The sequence below is a fragment of the Amycolatopsis sp. lyj-23 genome (assembly GCF_046549135.1).
Lineage (GTDB): Bacteria > Actinomycetota > Actinomycetes > Mycobacteriales > Pseudonocardiaceae > Amycolatopsis.
Genome location: NZ_JAJPWN010000014.1, coordinates 21,466 through 38,539 on the forward strand (window position 1 = coordinate 21,466; position 17,074 = coordinate 38,539).

The 17,074-nt window shown below is 72.5% G+C and carries 12 protein-coding genes; 4 read left to right on the forward strand and 8 right to left on the reverse strand.

The window, feature by feature from the left end; all coding sequences use genetic code 11:
* Positions 1-80: 80 nt before the first annotated feature.
* Positions 81-1,064: a Gfo/Idh/MocA family protein gene (locus ACLJPY_RS31975; RefSeq protein WP_410594119.1), complete on the forward strand. Its 984-nt coding sequence runs from the start codon at positions 81-83 to the stop codon at positions 1,062-1,064.
* A gap of 128 nt (positions 1,065-1,192) precedes the next feature.
* Here ACLJPY_RS31975 and ACLJPY_RS31980 read toward each other — a convergent pair whose 3' ends face one another.
* Both ACLJPY_RS31980 and ACLJPY_RS31985 read right to left on the reverse strand, forming a co-directional pair.
* Positions 1,193-1,765, reverse strand: a complete 573-nt coding sequence (locus tag ACLJPY_RS31980) for an NADAR family protein (RefSeq protein ID WP_410594121.1) — start codon at positions 1,763-1,765, stop codon at positions 1,193-1,195.
* A gap of 71 nt (positions 1,766-1,836) precedes the next feature.
* Complete coding sequence (locus tag ACLJPY_RS31985) at positions 1,837-3,042, reverse strand: glycosyl hydrolase family 8 (protein WP_410594123.1); 1,206 nt, start codon at positions 3,040-3,042, stop codon at positions 1,837-1,839.
* 155 nt (positions 3,043-3,197) lie between these two features.
* On the opposite strand from ACLJPY_RS31985, the gene ACLJPY_RS31990 reads away from it, so the two are divergent.
* Positions 3,198-3,590 (forward strand): TIGR03618 family F420-dependent PPOX class oxidoreductase, encoded by a 393-nt coding sequence (locus tag ACLJPY_RS31990; protein WP_410594125.1) that lies wholly within the window; start codon positions 3,198-3,200, stop codon positions 3,588-3,590.
* On the opposite strand, the gene ACLJPY_RS31995 is transcribed toward ACLJPY_RS31990, so the two are convergent.
* The 5 genes from ACLJPY_RS31995 to ACLJPY_RS32015 all read right to left on the reverse strand — a co-directional run bounded on the left by ACLJPY_RS31995 (position 3,587) and on the right by ACLJPY_RS32015 (position 9,908).
* Positions 3,587-4,129, reverse strand: coding sequence for a TetR/AcrR family transcriptional regulator (locus tag ACLJPY_RS31995; RefSeq protein WP_410594127.1), 543 nt, complete (start codon positions 4,127-4,129; stop codon positions 3,587-3,589). The two genes, ACLJPY_RS31990 and ACLJPY_RS31995, sit on opposite strands and share 4 nt — an antisense overlap.
* Positions 4,129-5,682: an acyl-CoA synthetase gene (locus tag ACLJPY_RS32000; protein WP_410594129.1), complete on the reverse strand. Its 1,554-nt coding sequence runs from the start codon at positions 5,680-5,682 to the stop codon at positions 4,129-4,131. The genes ACLJPY_RS31995 and ACLJPY_RS32000 overlap by 1 nt, the downstream gene beginning before the upstream one ends.
* 145 nt (positions 5,683-5,827) lie before the next feature.
* Positions 5,828-7,030 carry a GTPase gene (locus tag ACLJPY_RS32005; protein WP_410594131.1) on the reverse strand — a complete coding sequence of 401 codons (1,203 nt, stop codon included), beginning with the start codon at positions 7,028-7,030 and terminating at the stop codon, positions 5,828-5,830.
* Positions 7,027-8,808: an isoniazid inducible protein IniA gene (locus ACLJPY_RS32010; RefSeq protein ID WP_410594133.1), complete on the reverse strand. Its 1,782-nt coding sequence runs from the start codon at positions 8,806-8,808 to the stop codon at positions 7,027-7,029. The genes ACLJPY_RS32005 and ACLJPY_RS32010 overlap by 4 nt, the downstream gene beginning before the upstream one ends.
* A gap of 101 nt (positions 8,809-8,909) precedes the next feature.
* Positions 8,910-9,908, reverse strand: coding sequence for an IniB N-terminal domain-containing protein (locus ACLJPY_RS32015; protein WP_410594135.1), 999 nt, complete (start codon positions 9,906-9,908; stop codon positions 8,910-8,912).
* Between the two features lie 302 nt (positions 9,909-10,210).
* On the opposite strand from ACLJPY_RS32015, the gene ACLJPY_RS32020 reads away from it, so the two are divergent.
* Positions 10,211-11,323, forward strand: a complete 1,113-nt coding sequence (locus ACLJPY_RS32020; RefSeq protein ID WP_410594137.1) for a molecular chaperone DnaK — start codon at positions 10,211-10,213, stop codon at positions 11,321-11,323.
* Positions 11,320-13,695 (forward strand): LuxR C-terminal-related transcriptional regulator, encoded by a 2,376-nt coding sequence (locus ACLJPY_RS32025; protein WP_410594139.1) that lies wholly within the window; start codon positions 11,320-11,322, stop codon positions 13,693-13,695. Before ACLJPY_RS32020 ends, ACLJPY_RS32025 begins: the two co-directional genes overlap by 4 nt.
* A 702-nt stretch (positions 13,696-14,397) precedes the next feature.
* Here ACLJPY_RS32025 and ACLJPY_RS32030 read toward each other — a convergent pair.
* On the reverse strand, positions 14,398-17,016 hold the full coding sequence (locus ACLJPY_RS32030) for a fibronectin type III domain-containing protein (protein ID WP_410594141.1): 2,619 nt from the start codon (positions 17,014-17,016) through the stop codon (positions 14,398-14,400).
* Positions 17,017-17,074: the final 58 nt, after the last annotated feature.

The following is a 17,074-nucleotide window of genomic DNA, read 5'->3' on the forward strand; positions in this document are numbered from 1 at the left end:
CGACTGGCCGGAACGCTACAACTCGTTGTTGAAGAGGTCAACTCGCTGTTGAAATCTTGTCCGGTGCTAGCTTCGCGGACATGAGCCTGCGGATCGGCATCCTGGGGGCAGCTCGCATCGCGCCCACGGCCCTGGTCAAGCCCGCTGCATCGGTCCCGTCGGTGTCGGTCACGGCGGTCGCGGCGCGGTCCCGCGATCGCGCGCAAGCGTTTGCGACCAGGCACGGCATCGACCGGGTCTTCGCGAGCTACGAGGAGCTGCTGGCGGACCCGGACATCGACGCGGTGTACAACCCGCTGCCGAACGGCCTGCACGGACGCTGGACGCGGGCGGCGCTGGAGGCGGGCAAGCACGTGCTGTGCGAGAAGCCGTTCACGGCCAACGCGGCGGAAGCGCGGGAAATCGCTTCGCTGGCGGCGACCACGGACCGCGTGGTGATGGAGGCGTTCCACTACCGCTACCACCCACTGGCGCTGCGGGTGGAGGAAATCGTGGCGTCGGGCGAGCTGGGCACGGTGGAGCGCGTCGAGACCGCGCTGTGCTTCCCGCTGCCGAAGTTCTCCGACATCCGCTACGACTACGGCCTGGCGGGCGGGGCCACGATGGACGCCGGGTGTTACGCGGTCCACATGGCCCGGGTGTTCGGCGGCGAGACGCCATCGGTGGTGTCGGCTTCGGCGAAGCTGCGCTCGCCCCGGATCGACCGGGCGATGACGGCGGAGCTGCGGTTCCCCGCGGGCCACACCGGGCGGATCGAGTGTTCGATGTGGTCGTCGTCGCTGCTGAAGCTCAGCGCGAAGGTGATCGGCTCACGCGGATCCATCCGGGTGCTCAACCCGGTGGCCCCGCAGGCGTACCACCGCGTTTCGGTCCGCATCGGCAACACCCGCCGCACGGAGAAGTTCCCCCGCCGGGCGTCCTACGCGTACCAGCTGGACGCGTTCGCGGCGGCGGTCATGGAGGGCGCCCCGGTGAAGACCTCGCCGGCCGACGCGGTCGAGACGATGACCGTGATCGACGAGATCTACCGGGCGGCGAGACTGCCGCTGCGCGAACCGAGCTGAACGGCCGCCTCAGCGCAACCTTGAGGAACACGTCAACACGAACGAACCGCCAGCCGGCGACGTAAGCCGGCCAACGACGTCACCAGACCTCGCCTGCCACAGCAGAGCCGAGCCACGGCAGAGCCGAGTCACGACAGAGCTGAACCACGACAGAGCTGAGCCCGCACGTCGGCGAGCGCGAAGCCGAGGAGGTTCAACCCCCGCCACGCCCGCGGCTTCTCCGCACGCGGGTCGTCGGCGGCCAGGCCGATTCCCCAGACCCGGTCGACCGGGCTCGCCTCGACGAGCACCCGCTTTCCGGTTCCGGCCAGATACCGTCCCAGCTCGGGGTGCCGGCCGAACTTCGCCGCATTGCCGTCGACCACGATGCCGTAGCGGTGGGCCACCCAGGTCGACTCGTCGAAGCCACGCACCCGGCGGCCGAAGTCCTTGGCCTGCTTCGGGTGGACCGCCGCGAGCACCTGCGCGGCCACCTCTTCGTCGCCGAAGAGCTTGGCCTTGCGCCACATCATGTAGTGCTCGGCCGTGGCGAAGCGGACCTCGTCGACCGCGAACGGCGACGGCCACCACTGGCTGAAGCAGCCGGCACCCACCCCGCCGCCGCGGGGTGGCCGGTGGCCCCAGAAGTACACGTACTTGAACCGCTGCCCCGCGTCGAGGGCGCGGGTCAGCTCCTCGACACTGCGCGGGTGACCGGTCATGCCGCCAGTCTCGCCCACGACCCGGCCGTCCCGCACCCGAATTCGCGCCGGGCGCGGGACGGCCGAGGGCGCTACGCCGCCACGTAGTTACCGCTCAGAATCAGCAGCACCTGGATCGTGATGCCCGTTCCGTAGTAGTCCGTCGCGTCCGGAGACCACGACGAGACCGCCGTCCACAGCTTGTCCAGCCACACCTGGCTGCCCGGGTCCGCCATCGCCGCCACCGCGAACGGCGCCGTGAAGCACGGGTGCTGACCGCTCTCCGTCTTCGAGCCCGACAGCGAGTACCCGCTCTGGATCTTCGCCGGATCACCGCCCGTGGCCGACTTGATCCACGTGTTCATCTTCCGGACCTGCGCCGCCGCCGCGCTGCCGGCGAAGGAAATCGCGTCCACGCCCAGGCGCCACGGGTCGCGGCAGGCGTTCCAGCTGTACTTGCCGTCGTACGGGCCCTCGAGGAAGTTCGACGGCGCCGGCTTGGGCGTCGTGTTCGTGTTGACCACGAAGTCCGGCAACAGTCCCGTGTTCGGCGCGTAGGAAGACTGCAGCTGGCTCACCGCCGTCTCCGAACGCGTGCGGACCGAAGTCCAGAAGCTGTCCCCGGTCGCCGCGGCGAACGCGCGCAGGTGGCCCGGCATCCAGTCCGACGAACGCGAGCTGTTCTTGTACTCCGCGTCGTTGCCCCAGTCGCCGAGCAGCGTGAACTTCGTGCTGCCGTTGACCTCGCTCTTCTTGATCGCGTTGATGATCCGGACGGCTTCGGCCTTGTAGTCGACCGAACCGCCGCTGCCCCACTTCTTGTCCGCGATCAGCAGGCCGTAGGCGATCTCGAGGTCGCCGTCGGTGGCGGAGTCGCGGCCGTTGACGCTCTTGCAGTTCGCGTCCTGCTCGGCCGCGTGCAGGTCCTTGTTGTTGACCGACGGGTGCGCCTTGACGAACTTCAGTATCCCGTCGACGATCGAGCGCGCCTGCGGGTCCTTCTCCGCCATCATCGCCGAGATCGTCATGCCGTACCCCTCGCCCTCGGCGACGAAGGAGTGGTCGGCGTCCTTGGACAGCACCGCGTACGTGCCGCTGCCGCACTTGGTCGTGAGGAAGTTCTTCTTCCAGAAGTCGTAGTACTTCTGGAGCGCGGCGTCCTGCGTGGCCTGCGAGACGGACGGCCGCAGCGTTCCCGGCACGTACGGCGTGCCCGCCGCGGACGCGGCCGCCGGCACGCTCACCAGCCCCGCGGCGAGCGCGGCCGAAACCACCACCGCCCGGACGACTCTCTTCATGGTTCCTCCGTTAAGACATCGTTGGCTGCGGCGAAGGTGGTCGAAGCGTGGCAGAAGGTTCAAGACCTGGTCAAGAGTGTTAGGAAACTTTCCTTACTATTACCCTGAGTGGGTCCCGGCGGCCCCGCGCACCCGGACGGACTAGCGTGACGGGCATGGAGATCGATCGCGGCGCGGACTTCCGCGCGTTCTGGACCGAGCGCCGGCTGGCCACCCTGACCACCGTCCGGCCCGACGGCACACCGCACGTCGTCGCGGTCGGCGTGACGGTGGACTTCGAGACCGGCACCGCCCGGGTGATCACCCGGGACGGCTCGGTGAAGGCCCGGCTCGCCCGGAAGGCGGGCGCCGAAGGCCTCCCCGCGGCGGTTTGCCAGGTCGAGGGCCGCACGTGGTCCACTTTGGAGGGACGCGTCGTGCTGCGCGACGACCCGGAGTCCGTCCGCGACGCGGAAACCCGCTACGCCGCGCGCTACCGCGTCCCCCAGCCGAACCCGCACCGGGTGGTCCTGGAGATCACCGTGACCCGCGTGCTCGGCAACGCCTAAGCCGCGCGGGAGTGCACCAGCCGCGTGTACTCCGCGAGCAGCTCCGCCAGCTCGCCGTGCTCCCCCGCCGACGCCAGCTGCTGGTGGCCGACCAGCAGCGCCATCCCGAGCGACGTCAGCGTCCGGGCCAGTGCCCGGTCGCCGACGATGCCCCGGACCGCCTTGCCGACCGTGCGCAGCCGGGCGTCGTCGACGCGCTTCTGCACCGCGCGCACGGTCTCGTCGTTGCGGGCCCACGCCCGGATGGCCGCCTCGGCCTCGTGGGGCAGGCCGAGCGTGAGGTCCATCAGCGCGGCGAAGTCGGCCGCCGGGCCGCCGCTGCCGAACCCGCGCTCCCGCAGGATCAGCACCTGGCGGTTCTCCCAGTGGCCCAGCAGCTGGGCCACGAACCCCGGCCAGCCGCCGAAGTGGTGGTAGAACGAACCGCTGGTGACGCCGAGGCCGCGGCACAGCGCGCCCACGTTCAGCTCGGTGAACCCGTGCCGCGCCAGCACGTCCAGCGCGGCCTCGAAATACCCCTGCCGGGTGACCGGCGGCATCAGACGTTCCGGTCCCGGTCCCGCCAATAGGGCGCACGCAGTGAACGCTTGAGGATCTTGCCGGTCGCGTTGCGCGGCAACGCTTCCACGACCTCGACGCTGCGCGGGCACTTGTAGTGGGCCAGCCGTTCGCGGCAGAACTCGACGATCTTCTCCGCGTCGAGGCCTTCGCCGGCGACGACGGCCTTGACCTGCTCGCCCCACCGCTCGTCCGGCACGCCGATCACGGCCACCTCGGTGACGCCCGGGAACTCCGCCACCACGCGTTCGACCTCCGGCGAGTAGACGTTCTCGCCGCCGGTGATGATCATGTCCTTGACGCGGTCCTCGAGGAACAGGAACCCGCCGTCGTCGAGGCGGCCGACGTCACCGGTGCGGACCCAGCCGTCCACCACGGTCTCCGCGGTGGCTTCCGGCTTGCCGAGGTAACCGGCCATCCGTTGTTCCGTGCGCACCCAGACCTCACCGGCCCCGCCGTCCTCGGCGTCCTCCAAGGTGACCGGGTCGACGATCCGGATGTCCACTCCGGACAGTGCGGTGCCCGCCGAAGCCAGTCGTTCCGGGCGGGTGCTGTCCCGGTGCGCCTCCTCGTCGAGCGCGGTGACCGCGCCGGAGAGCTCGGTCATGCCGTAGACCTGCGCGAACTTGACGTCCGGCCAGGCGGCGAGCACCGTGCGCAGCAGCGGGAGCGGCATCGGCGAAGCGCCGTAGCAGAGGTACTTCAGCCGGGAGAACGCCTGGAGCGCGGCCTCACCGGCCTGCGCGATCCCGGCCACGACGGCGGGCACCAGGAAGGCGTGCGTGATCCCGGCCTGCAGGGCGGCGAACAGCGATGCCGCGTCCGGCTCGCGGGTCAGGTAGGACGGCTCGCCGTAGAGGAACCCGGAAACCGCGTAGCAGCTGCCGCCGACGTGGAACAGCGGCATCGCGACGAGGTTGACGTCACCCGGGTCGATCGGGAACGCGGTGCCGGCGGCCAGTCCGTGCGCGAGGACGCTGCGGTGGGTCAGCACCGCACCCTTCGGGAAGCCGGTGGTGCCGCTGGTGTACATGATCAGCACGCCGTCGTCTTCGCCGACGTCGGTGCCGGCCCGCGGCTCACCGGAGGCCAGGAAGGCTTCGTACTCGTCGGCCTCCCCGCCGACGACGACCACGCGCTCCACGGCGGGCAGGCGATCGCGGATCGCGTCGAGCGCGGGCCGCAGTTCGGCGCCGACGAAGACGACTTTCGCGCCCGCGTCCGCGAGGACGTACGCGAGTTCGTCACCGGACAGCCGCCAGTTGACCACCGCGTTCGCCGCGCCGAGCCCGGCCGCGGCGAAGGTCGTCTCCAGGCAGGCGGGGTGGTTCTTGTCGACGAACGCGACCCGGTCGCCCCGGGCGATCCCGGCGGCCGCGAGCGCCCCGGACAGCCGCCGGACCCGCTCGTCGAACTCCGCCCAGGTCCACGTCCGGTCGCCGAAGATCAGCGCGGTGCCGGCCGGGCGTTCCCGCGCCCAGTGCGCCAGGAGCTCGCCGAACAACCGGACCCGCGGGCGGACGTCTTCGGGCATGGGAGTTCCCTTCGGGCCGGCACTGGACCATAGACCGCTCTATGGTGCGCGGCGGCCCGAAGGCGCGTCAACACCGGACAACCGGTCGCACACCGGGGCGCCGATCGGTGTTTTCCTTACGCCGCCGGTGTCGCGGCCGGTCGCGCTAGGCGAACAGCGCGAGCAGGCCCTCGGCCGACCGCACCACGACGTGCGCCGCCGCGCGTTCCGCGTGCGGACGGTCCGGGCGTTCGGCTTCGTGCCGCCAGCGCCGCAGCGCGTCGAGGCCGGCGTCGTAGATTTCGTTCGGGTCGGCGTCCGGTTCCAGGCCGAGGCGGTCGGCCGGAGCCGTGCCCTGCGCGCCCAGCAGGCGGACCGCTTCCTCCGCGGGCTCGCCGGACAGCGCCGTGCGGCCGCCGCGGATGTCGGCGATCAGGCGCAGTTCGCGGAAGTCGTGGGCCGCCGCGGCGAACCGCTCCACGCGGGACACCAGGCGGTCCCCGCCCGGCCGCGGGTGCGCCGCGAGGAGCGCCTCCAGCCGGATGATCGCCGTCCGCGCCCGCAGCGCGCCGGCCCGGGCCACGAAGCACCCCGCGAGCGTGTCCCGCAACTCGCCCAACCCGCTGCGGCGCACCAGTTCCGCGGACAGTTTCACGCGGTCGTCGCAGCCGGTGCGGATCAGGGTCAGCGCCAGCCGGACGCCGAACATCCCGAACCGCACCACCAGTGACCGCCGCGTCTCGACCGGGATCGGGCCCGGGAACGCCGGGTCGGTGAACGAGTCCACCGACAGCACGTGCCGTTCCAGTTCCCCCCGCGGCACCGCGGCGAACGCGGCCAGCAGGTCGAACTCGTCGTCGCGCAACGACCGGCCGCCGTACGCCAGTTGCCCGGCGACGGCGATCACGCCGAGGAAACCCGTGCACAGCGGGTCTTCCCGCCACGCGCGCCGCGCCAGCTGCTTCGCCGTGAGCAGCGCGTCGATCCGGCCCGCGCCGACCTCGTCGGCCCGGGAGAGCACCAGCACCGAGTTCACCGCGCTCTGCCGCGCGAACGCCGAGCCGCCCGGCGCGTGCGCCGCCGCGAGCTCGTCCGGCTCGAGGTGGCGCACGAGCCGGACCGTCGCGTCCGGGACCTCGTCGGCCGGGCCGGGGTCGTCGAGCAGCACCAGGTCACGCAGGGCCCGCGTCCGCCATTCGCCCAACGCGGCGGCCAGCGTCGTCTTCCCCGACGAAGGCGCGCCCGTGAACGCGACGCGCAGCGGCTGCTCCAGCCGGTCGAGGCAGTCGTGCAGCAGCGCCGAAGCCCGCGGGTCGTCCCGGTAGAGCCCGGCCGCGGCGTGCAGCAGGTCGCGGACGTCCTGCGTCACGCCGAAAGCTCCCGCCGCTGCTGCCGCCCGGCGATCGTGCCGAGCTCGCCCGCGCGCTGGTGCAGGGCGGCGAGCCGGTCGATCTCGCGGCGGAAGTGCCCGGTCCGCCGCTCGCGCTCGGCCGTGCCGGCCAGGATCGCCTCGCGTTCGTAGGTCAGCTCGTCGGCGAGTTCTTCGGCCAGTCCGGTGAAGTGGTCGCGCAGCCGCCGCTGGACGACGCGGATGGCGTCCCGGCACTCCTTGCTGAACCGCAGGAAGACGTCGTCGACGTGCCGCTGCGCCGCCTGCTTGGCGACGGCCTGGCGCCGCTGCAGCCGCATCCCGCCTTCGTCCTTGATGGTCTTCGCGGCGAACGCCGCACCGGCGCCGAGCGAGACCGGGTTGATCAGCGGCAGCCCGGCGAGGCTGGTGACCAGGCCGAACATCAGCACACCGCCGTAGGACCCGCGCAGGCCGGTGAACGCCTGCTGGCCGATCTTGAACTTCTCGATCTTCGGCCGCCCGACGTCGTCGAGGTGCTCCAGGCCCGAGCCGTCGAGCCGCAGGTCGGGCAGCGCGCGGTCGTACTGGGCGCCGAAGCAGGCGGCGACCGCCTGCGCGATCCACTCCGCCCGGTCGGCCAGCCACGTGTAGTTGGTGTCGACGGCCTCGGCCAGCGCGTTGTCCAGCCAGGGCGCGAATTCGTCCCACACCTTCGCCGGGTCGCCCTCGTCGAAGGTCCGGTCGATGGTGTTGACGATCTTGCGGGTCCGCTCGCGCAGGTCGTACTCGGCGTCGGAGAGCAGGTCGGTGATCTCGTCGGAAAGCAGGTTCTGCCAGCGGGTGTTCTGCCGGCGCAGGTCGTCGGCGCGGCGCTGGGCCCGCTGCAGCAGCGCGGCCTGGCCGAGCCCGGCGTCCTGCCCCGCGGCGTCGATGCGGTCGCGCAGCGACTCCACGAGTTCGGCGGCCGCGGCGCGGACGCCGACGGCGGCGAGCAGCGCGCGGGACTGCTCCGGCGGGCGCGCGGCCTGCTCGGCGATCCAGCCCAGCAGCTCCGGAAAACCCGAGCGGGCGTTGAGTTCGGCGTCGCCGGTCTTCGCGGCGGCCTGGCGCACGACGGCCGAAACCGGCAGGACGGGCGCGTCGACCCCGGCCTCGCCGAGCATGGCCCGGTCGCGTTCGGCGATCGCCCGCCACCCCGGGCTGGCGTCGATCTTCGTCAGCGCGAGCACGACGTGGGGGCACCACGTGCGCACGTGCCGCGCGAGCGCGAGTTCGGCGGGGCTCAGCGGGGCCGTCGCGTCGGAGACGAGGATCACCGCGTCGGCTTCGGCGAGCAGGTCCAAGGCGGCGGCCGTGCGCGGTGACCGCGGGTCACCGACCGGCGGGGTGTCGACCAGGACGAGGCCGGCCGAGAGGAGTTCACGCGGCACGCCGACCTCGACGCGGCTGAGCGTGCCGGCGGGCCGGGCGCCGAGTTCGCCGGTGAGCCGTTCGACCGGGACGGGGATCCGTTCGCGGGACCGGCCGACCAGCGTCGCGGCGGGTTCGGGGGCGTAGGCGATTTCGGTGGGCACGGCGGGGGTCGGGGCGTCGCCGACCGCGCACACCGGCGCGTTCAGCACGGCGTTGAGCAGGTAGCCCTTGCCCTGTTTGGGAAAGCCGAGCACGCCGAGCCGGATCTGCCCGGCCGGGGCGTCCCGGCGTCTGCGCAGGCGCTCGGCGAGATCGGCGCGGCCGTGGGTGCGGCACGCGTCCAGCGTCTCGTTGAGCACTTCGAGCCAAGCCGGTGCGGTCACGGTGATCGAGTGTCCCCGGTTCACTCCCCGTGCGCACACCGGGTGCCCGTCCCGCGGCTGCACCCAGACCGCGGGACGGGCACCGGTGACCGGTTCGGGGATCAGTGCCCGATGTGGATGTCGTTGTGGCCGAGGTCGCCGACGTGGAGGTTGCCCAGCGCGTTGTGGCTGAGGTTGTCCGTGACGCCCGACACCACGTCGTGCACCGCGTCGACACCGTTGCTGCTGCCGATTTCGCCGACCGCGTTGTGGTCGATCCCGGCCGCCCCGGTCACCGTGGTGACGGTGTTGTGGGTGATGTCGCCGATGCTGTGCTGGACCGCGCTGGTCACGTTGCCGCCGACGTGCTTGACGTCGAGGTCGCCGACGTTCTTGAGCGTGCCGGTGAAGTCGCCGATGTGGCTGGTGACGTCGGTCGCGCCGCTCACGGCGCCGGTGACGGCACCGGTCAGGTCGCCGGCGTGCACCGGCGAAGCGACGTGGCCCGTGACGCCGGTGACGACCTGGTCGGCCTGGCCGACCACGTTGCCGCTCTCGACCGCGCCGGTGACGGCGCCGGTGACGGCGCTGCCCAGGTGGCCGAGGGCGCCCGCGTCGATGCCGTGCGCGAGGTCGCCGCCCAGGCCGAGGGAGCTGGTGGTGTTGCCGGCGAGCGCGGTCACGCTCGCGACGTTGTTGGTCACGTCGGTGACGGTGCTCAGCGGGTGGCCCAGGCCACCGACGCCCGGCAGGCCGAGGCCGCCGACACCCGGCAGCTCGCCGACGCCCAGGTCGCCGACGCCCGGCAGGTCCGAGACGGCCGGCAGGCCGAGGCCCGCGGTGAGGGCGGTGAGCTGGTCGATCGCGCCCTGGATGCCGGGGGCGTCGGTGCCGACGCCGCCCAGGTCGCCGACGACGGGGAGCCCGCCCACGGCCGGGAGGCTGTCGACCGGCACGTAGTCGAGCACCAGCGGGATGACCTCGTGCACGTCGGCGGCGCTCACGTCACCGAGACCGGCGGCGGCGAGGACGCCCTGCGGGTCCGTCCCGAAGGCCGCCAGCGCGGTGGGGTCGTTGAGCAGGTTGAGCGCGAAGTCGTGCAACGTCTGCACGGATTCCATGGAGTTCTCCTGGTCCGGTGGTTCGGGGGACGGCAGCGACCGCAGGGACCGCTGCTCCGTGATCAAGGTAGGGAGACCGTCCCCCAGCGCACATCGGGGATCACTCCGAGTCGCAGTCCGGTCAGCCGATAGGGGATCGATATGTCATCGTTAGGGAGTTAGGGGCTCATCCGAGACGCGCTCGGTTGGGTTAAATCCCTCCAAAGGCTTGCCTGACTAACCCGTTTGGGTGGGGATGCCCCGAACCCTAGGGGGATTGCCTGCCCCCGATCGGCCGCCACGAGGTGAGGAGGAAAGCGCCGTTGCCCTACGTCCTCGGGATCGATGTGGCCCAGGGCCGGACCCACGCCGCGACGTGCCAGCGCCAGGGCCCCGGCTGGGGTGAGCCCGAACCCCTCTGGCTGGGCGAGCGGTCCCCGGCCGCGGCGTCTGCGCTGTTCCTCGACGACGAGGGGTACCTGCTCACCGGTGACGCCGCCGCCCAGGCGGGCGCCCGGGTCCCGTCCCGGCTGCTCACCGGCTTCCACCGGCGGATCGGCGACGACGTGCCGATGCTCGTCGAGGGCGAGGCGTTCCCGCCCGAGACGCTCACCACCGTGCTCGTCGAAGGGATCGCCGAGCACGCCGCGAACCTGTTCGGCGAGCCCCCGCACCACCTGGTGCTGACCCACCCCGGTGACTGGGGCGGCTACCGCCGTGACGTGCTGCGCCGGGCACTGGCCGACGCCGGCTTCACCGCCGTCACGCTGGTCCCGGGCCCGCTCGCCGCGCTCGGCGCGCACCTGCCCGTGCCCGGCCCCGGCGCGCAGGTCGCCGGCGTGTGCGAGTTCGGCAGCGACGGCGTGCACGTGACGCTGGCGACGGCGAGCGGCGCGAGTGGCTGGCAGCTCGGCCCGAGCGCCGAAGGCGTCGCCCCCGCGGCCGCCCTCAGCACGCTCTTCGCCCTCGCCGGAGCCGCCTCGACGTCCCCCAAGGGGCTCGCCGGGGTGGTGTTCTGCGGCGACGTCCCGCCGCACGCGCTGCCCGCCCGGCCGCCGTGCCCGATGTTCGCGGGACCGGTTCCGCCGGCCACCGCCGCGCTCGGCGCGGCCACCCTCGCGACGCTGCGCGCTGACCACCGGGGGACCCCGCAGGAACCGCCCGCCGTCGAGACCACCCTGCTCCCCAAGGTGGACACGCTCGGTGAGCTCGGCGAGCGGCCGCCCCGGCCGCCGGTCGAGATCACGCCGTTCGAACTGCCCGAGCGCACGGGCCCGCTGAACCTGTTCCGGCGGCGGCGTCCCCTCGCCGCCGCGATCCTGGTGCTCGCCGCGGCCGCCTCGGCCGTGGTGATCACCGTCACCGCCCGCGAAGCCACCGCCGGCCCCGCTCCCGTCCCCGCCCACTGCGCCCCCTCCGGTGAAGGTCACTGTTGAACACACTGCTCACGCAGGTTCCCCCGCCGCACAGCGTCCTCGTGCACCCGGCGGCGCGGCAGCTGCTCGACCGCGTCGCCGCCGAGCCGGCCGCGCCGCTGCGCCTCGCCGTGGTCGCCCCCGGCGGCTACGGCAAGAGCGTGCTGCTCGCCGAGCTCGACCGCCGTTACCGCGACGCGGGTGTCGACGCCGTGCTGGTCGACGACGCCGACCGGCTCGGCCGCGACCAGCTCGAGGAGCTGCTCGCCGGCGCGGACGGGCCGATCGTGGTCGCGCACCGGCCGGCCGCGGTGGCGCCCGGCTGGACGCTGCTGCAGCTCGGCCCGCTCGGCGTCGAAGACGTGGCGCGGCTGATGTCCGCGGTGACGGGCGCGCCCGCCGACCCGGCCGCCGCGGCCGAGCTGCACGCCCGCAGCGGCGGCGTGCCGCGGCTGGCCGAGCGCGCGCTGCTCGGGCGGCTGGAGGAGTTCCGGCCCGAGCTCGACGAGCTCGACGACGACGTCCTCCGCTACCTGATCGCGGCCGAGGCCGGCGCCGGGCGCAACCTCGACCTGCTGTGCGCGCTGCTCGACCGCGGCCCCGACCGGCTGCCGGCCATCGTCGAGGCGGCCCGCGCGACCGGCCTGCTCGCCCCCGACGACACGCTGCTGCCGCTCGCGGCCGCCGCGATCCGCGACTTCGGGCCGCCCGCGCGCCGGCTGACGACGGTGCAGCGGCTCGTCGAGCTCCAGCTGGCCAACGGCCTGCCGGTGCTCGACCTGGCCCGTTCCCTGCTGGGAACGGGCACTTCCGGCGCGTCCGCGGCGGCCGCGTTCGCCGCGGCGGCGGCGGAAGCCCTGCCGTCCGACGCGCGCCTGGCGGCGCAGCTGTTCGAAGCCGCCGCCGAAGCGGGCGACCGCTCCGCGACCGTGACGGCGGGCTGGGCGCGCGCGGCGGCGTTGTCCGGCGACCTCGACACCGCGCTGCGGCTCGGTGACGGGATGCTCGGCGCCCCCGACGCGGAAACCCGCGCGGCGGGCGCGGAGATCGCGGCGACCGTGCTGGCCCACCGCGGCGAACTGGCCCGCAGCGCCGAGCTGTACCACTGGGCGGGCCGCGCCGACGCGTTCTCGGCCACGGCGCTGCTCGGGACGGGCGACCTCGAGGGCGCCCGGCGTCTCCTCGACTCCCCCACCCCGGGCGTCGCACCGACGCTGTTCGCCGGCGCGGCCACCCGGATGGCCCGCGGCATCGTGGATTCGGTGTCCGGCTGCGCGACGGAGACGTTGTCGACGCTGCTGGGCGCGGCCACGATGCTGGAGCCGGCCCTGGGCGGCATGCTGCTGCCGGACAGCCCGGCGGCGCTGGCCGCGCTCGTCGCGCTGCACACCGGCGAGCTGGCGCTGGCGGAGTCCGTGCTCACCCGCGCACTGGACGGCGGCACCGGCGGCGACCTGCTGGCCGTGCGGCACCGGTTGCTGCTGGGCTGGGTCGCGATGACGGCGGGCGACCTCGCGACGGCCGCGGAACACCGCGACGCCGTAGCGGACCGCGCGTTGGAAGCGCGCGACGAGCTGTTCTTCGCGACGCTGGAGCTCGGCTTGGCGCGGCGGGCGAGCGACCTGGTCGGGCTGCAGCGGTCGTGGAACCGGGCGTACCAGGCCTCGATGCGGCAGCAGACGGACCTGTTCACGTTGCTCCCGCTGGGCGAGCTGGCGATCGCCGCGGCCCGCACGGGAGCGTTCGCCAAGCTGTCGGGCCAGTTCGAGCGCGCCCACACGCTGCTGGCCCGCCTCGGCGAGCCTCCACTGTGGACGGTTTCGCTGGTCTGGCACGAGTTGCACGCGGCGATCACGGTGGAGGACGCGGACGCGGTCAAGGCCCACTTGGCAACGTTGACAACGCACGCCCACTGCGGCCGCTACCCCCGCGCCCTGGCCACGGCGGCCCAGGGCTGGCTGGCGGTACTGGGTGGCTCGGCCGACCCGGCCACGATCTCCGCAGCGGCAGCCGAGCTGCACGACCTGGGCCTGCGCTGGGACGCGGCCCGCTTGGCCGGCCAGGCGGCGATCCGCACGTCCGACCGCAAGGCCATGGTCCAGCTCCTGGAGGCGGCCCGCCAGTTCCAGGGAACGGCGGCCCGCCGAGAACCGGGCGCGTCCGCGGAGCCGGCGGCGGGAGCGGGCTTGGCGGCGTTGAGCGAGCGCGAGCTGGAAGTGGCCCGGCTGGTGGTGGAGGGGCTGACGTACAAGCAGGCGGGCAGCAAGTTGTTCATTTCCGGGAAGACGGTGGAGCACCACATGGCGCGGATCCGGGGGAAGCTCGGGGCGGCGGATCGGCGGGAGCTGCTGGCTACGCTGCGGGAGTTGCTGGCACGCCCGGATGCGCCTTAGCCGGCCCCTTGTGTGGCTCCCGGGAATGCTAGCCACGATTGGGTGTTCAGGAGCCGCAGCCACTCGCTTGCGTGCCTGAGCGCCGCGGACGTGGAGACGTCCGCGAGGTAGTTGGGGGCCCGCCTGCTAGAGGTGACTGACCCCGTACCGTCATGCCGGTACGCACAGGGGACGGCTGATCCTGCGGTCGAACGGCCCGCTGCACGGCAGGGCGGAGCCGAGCCGACCGCCGGCTGCCGTTTCCAGGCCGGGCGATCAGCTCGGCGTATGCACCACGGACGGGCCCCAACCGACCCCGATCCAGCCCCCGCCCTCTCCGGCAGGGTTCCGGCAAAGTCGTCGTGCTGCTTAGGTGGGTGTTCCGAGCAGGGTGAGGGCTTGGGCGGTGTGGCGGAGCACTTTGGTGATGCTGGTATATCCAGCTTGTCGGTGTGCGCTGGTGGCGAGGTTGCGGAGGCTCGCCAGGGCTCGGGGTCCGGTGCCGATTCGGGATTGGTCTTCGTTGTAGGTGACGTCGCCGACCCGGTGATGTTTGTCTTCGCTGCAACCAGGCCAGAAGACTTTGCCGGAACCCCGCCCTCTCCGGGGGGGGCGTCCCCAGGTCCAGTCTATCGGGGGTGGGCGACAAAATGGCGGGAAAGGCGATTGGCGGGCCTCGTTGTCCACATCGGAGTCCGGCTGTGGACAACGAGGTCCGGTTGCTCAGGCGGCCGCCGTTGTTGCGGTGAAACTGGCCGCTGGGCCGGTTCCTGTTGCCGTTACCGCGGCCACCGTGAACGTGTACGTCGTTGCCGGGTTCAGGCCGTCCACCACTCTCGTCATTCCCTTGGTCGTTGGCTGCGTTACCAGGGCGTCGCGGCCCTGCACCGGGATTGTGCGGCCGTCCGAGATCGTCAGTACGTAGGCCAACACCGGGGTGTCGCCCGCTGTGGTTGGGGGGTTCCAGCGGATTGAGGCCGCGTTTGTGCTCGGGAGTGCGCGGGCGCTCGTCGGGATTCCGGGTAGTGCTCCGGATTTCGGGCCCGGTGTCACCGGTGCCGCGGGCAGCGAGGGCTCGCTCGTGCCGAATGCGTTGCGGGCCGCGACTGTCAGCGTGTACAGCGTTCCGTCCGTCAGTCCGGGCACTTCGGCGTACGCGCGCTTGGCGAAGTCGGCCGCGGTTACCGTTGCCGTATACGTGCGGCCGCCGCCTGATGCCGTCAGGACGTAATCCGTCACTGGTGCGTTGTTGAACGCGAATGTCGGGTTCCAAGTTGCGTACAACTTTCCCGCGACGGCGAACGTGGCCACCCGGGATGGGGCTTCGGCCGGTGCGCGACCGCCGATCTGCTGGGTGAGGAGCTTGCGGTACGGCGGTTCCAGGCCCGCGTTCGCCACGATCGTGGGCGGGGCGTCCGCCGGGTGGGCGAGGAGCTGGTTGCCGCGGGTGATCGCGCCCTTGTCCGTCTTGTCGCGGTCGCCCTGCTGCCAGAAGTTGCCCTCGATCAGTGTCGGGTCGTTGTTGCCCAGGTCGTCGCGGTAGTCGACGTGCACCGTGCCGACGTTGGCGTACGCCATGTTGTAGAGGACGTTTCCACGGACCGTCTCGTACGTGTTGCCGTTGTCGGTGTACACACCCTTGCCCAGGCCCCACTGGTCGTGGATGACGTTGCCCGTCACCTTTTCGCCGTCGTCCAGCGAGCTGCCGGTGATGCCTTGCGTGTATACGCCGCCGCCGTCGTCGAGCATCTGCATGTAGTCGAAGATCAGGTTGTCCGAAACGACGTTGTCGTGCGAGAGGTTCGGCGTCGCGGGGCGCTTGATCTTGTCCGGCCAGCCGCCCCAGCCCAGTGAGATCGCCGAGTAGCCGACGTGGTCTATTTGGTTGTGGGAAATGGTGTTCCGCACGGTGTAGCCGTCGACGATCGGGACGCCGCCGTGGAATTCGCGCGGCAGGCCGTACAGGTGGTTGTTCGTGACCTGGACGTCCCGGACGACATCTTCGTCGGTGTTCGTGACCGGCTTGTCGACGCCACCGATCTGCACGCCGTTGCCGGAGATGTCGGTGAAGACGTCGCCGCGCACCTGGGACTCCTTGGTGCCGTCGACCAGATCGAGCCCGGCGCCGCCGAGGTGGGCGAACACGCTGTCGCTGAATTCGACGCGCCGGCCGTGCGAAACGGAGACGTTGGCGGGTTCCCGCGTCCATGACGCGTACGGGCAGGTGCCGCCGGGCACGAACTGGCACAAGCCCTGAACGGCCCAGCCGTCGGCGCCGGTGATGGTGTACCCGGCCTGGATTTCCGAGAAGCCCTCGGGCGACGACGGCGTCAGCCAGGTCGCGTAGGAGTAGCGCAGGCCCCGGAACGCGACGTCGTGGAGGCCCCGGGCGTCGAGCAGCTTCTCCAGCACCGGCACTTCGACGTCCGCGCGGCGCAGGTCCTGGCCCGGCTTCGGCAGGTAGTAGACGACGTGCGCGGACCGGTCGAGGTACCACTCGCCCGGCGTGTCGAGCAGCTCGAACGCGTTCTCGGCGTAGGTCGGGTGCCGCCCGTTGGTGAGGTCGGCGGGCCCGACCATGTTGACGCTGCGGCCGGGGATGTCCGGGAACAGCACGCGTTTCGTCGAGTTGTCCCAGCACGGGTCGGCCATGGTGATCGTCGTGCCTTCGGCGGCGGCGAGCGGGCAACGCGGTTCGGTCCACTGGCCGAGGCCGTCGCGCTGGACGTTCCACAGCGCCTCGCCCGCGACGTACACGAACTCGACGTCCTTGGGGTTGCGCCAGTGGGCGAGCGTGTCGGCGCTCGCGGTGTAGCCGCTGGCGGTGGCCTTGACGGTCACCGGCAGGGGGCCGCGAGCCCGTTGCTCGCGCACGCCGTCGACGTAGAGCTGCCGGGTGTTGCCGAGCCCGGCGGGCGCGGGCGCGGCGAACAGCCCGGGACGGCCCGGCACCGGGCGCCAGCCGGTGACCCGGACGCCGCCGTTCAGCTCGGTGTCGCCGCTGCCTTGCCAGATGACGCGGTGGCCGTTGCCGCCGGAGTCCCTCGCGTCGAGCCGCAGCGGGGCCGCCAGCCGGAAGACCCCGGGCGCGAGGTGCACGGTGAGGTCCCGCGTGAGGTGCGGCGCGCGTTGCCGCACGAGGTCGCGGGCCCGGTCGAGGGTCCGGACGGGGTGACCGGCGGTACCGGGCGCCCGGTCGGAGCCGTCGGGCGAGACGTAGACGTCCTGGTTGGCGGCCTCGGGCGCGGCCGCGGCCACCGGACCGGTGGCGAGCAGCGCCCCCACGCCGAGGAGAACGGTCACCACGGTGCGGCGCCGCGTCGAGCCCCACTTGGTCAGCATGAAGGAAAGATAGGATCTCTCATGCCGGATGTCGACAATTTCCCGCTCATCGGGGCAC